The following is a 1,319-nucleotide window of genomic DNA, read 5'->3' as shown; positions in this document are numbered from 1 at the left end:
CTTAGGTTCTAACGGTCGTTGCAACACCCCATCTCTGAAGGGGTGCGATGAACGACTTCCAGATCCGGGACCGGTCGGTCAACCAGGGCCGGACAAAGCTCGTCCGTGAGCGGGAGGAATACTTCCGGCTCATGGAACAGGGCTACAGCAGCAGAGAGGCCTGCCGGATCGTCGGGATCAATCGGCGCACCGGCAAGGTCTGGCGCAATGGCCGCCACCCGCACAAAAGCCTGGCGAAGGCCGTACCTCCCATCCGGAGGCCACGGTCCTCGCCAGGCTCTTCGCGTTTCCTGAACGAGGAAGACCGCGTGCGGATCGCCGACATGCTCCAGGCCAAGTCCTCGATCCGCTCGATCGCCGCCGAGCTGGGCCGGGCCCCGTCCACGATCGGCCGCGAGGTCCGCCGCAACCGCTCCTACTACGCCACCGCCAAGAAATACCGGTACGGTCCCCACGCCGCCCAGACCCGCGCCGAGAAGCGCAGGAGGCGACCCAAGCCCCGCAAACTCGACGCCAACCCGCGGCTGCGCGAGTATGTCCAACAGCGCCTCCAACAGCGCTGGAGCCCCGAACAGATCGTTCACCTGCTCCGCCGGGACTTCCCCGACGACCAGGAGATGCGTGTGAGCCACGAGACGATCTACCAGGCCCTCTACATCCAGGGCCGCGGCCAACTGCGCCGCGACCTGGCCAAGCTGCTGCGCACCGGACGCACGATGCGCCGGCCCCAACGCCAGTCCACCCGGCGCCAGAAGAGGTTCACCGCACCGATGGTGATGATCAGCGAGCGCCCGCCCGAGGCCGCCGACCGGGCGGTGCCCGGCCATTGGGAAGGGGACCTGATCATCGGCAAGGCCCACAAGTCCGCGATCGGCACCCTGGTGGAGCGCTCCACCAGGTTCGTCACCCTGGTCCACCTGCCCCGGGGCTACCACCCCGAGCAGTTCCGCGACGCTCTGGTCCAGGTCGTGAGCGACCTGCCCGCTCAGTTGCGCAGGTCGCTGACCTGGGACCAGGGCTCGGAGATGGCCCGCCACGCGGAGTTCACCACCGCGACCGACATCCCGGTCTATTTCTGCGACCCGGCCAGCCCTTGGCAGCGTGGCTCCAACGAGAACACCAACGGCCTGCTGCGCCAGTACTTCCCCAAGGGCACGGACCTGGCGGCCCACTCCCGCGAGGACCTGGACGCGGTGGCCGCCGAGCTCAACTCCCGCCCACGCAAAACGCTCGGCTGGGAAACCCCAGCCGAGCGTCTGGCTAAGCTGCTCTCGGCGAGCAACTGACCTCACGTGTTGCGACGACTCCTAGAATCCGCC

1 protein-coding gene is annotated in these 1,319 nt (G+C 67.8%); it reads left to right on the top strand.

Going from position 1 to position 1,319, the window contains the following annotated elements; translation table 11 throughout:
- Positions 1-47: 47 nt before the first annotated feature.
- Positions 48-1,286 carry an IS30 family transposase gene (locus D451_RS0126070; protein ID WP_017536616.1) on the top strand — a complete coding sequence of 413 codons (1,239 nt, stop codon included), beginning with the start codon at positions 48-50 and terminating at the stop codon, positions 1,284-1,286.
- Positions 1,287-1,319 lie beyond the last annotated feature (33 nt).

Origin of the sequence: Nocardiopsis alba DSM 43377 (assembly GCF_000341225.1) — a bacterium.
Classification (GTDB): Bacteria; Actinomycetota; Actinomycetes; order Streptosporangiales; family Streptosporangiaceae; genus Nocardiopsis; species Nocardiopsis alba.
This window is presented reverse-complemented; position numbering and strand designations above follow the sequence as displayed.

Coding starts and splice junctions, on each gene's coding strand:
- D451_RS0126070 (WP_017536616.1), top strand. CDS start 48: ATGAACGACTTCCAGATCCGGGACCGGTCGGTCAACCAGGGCCGGACA.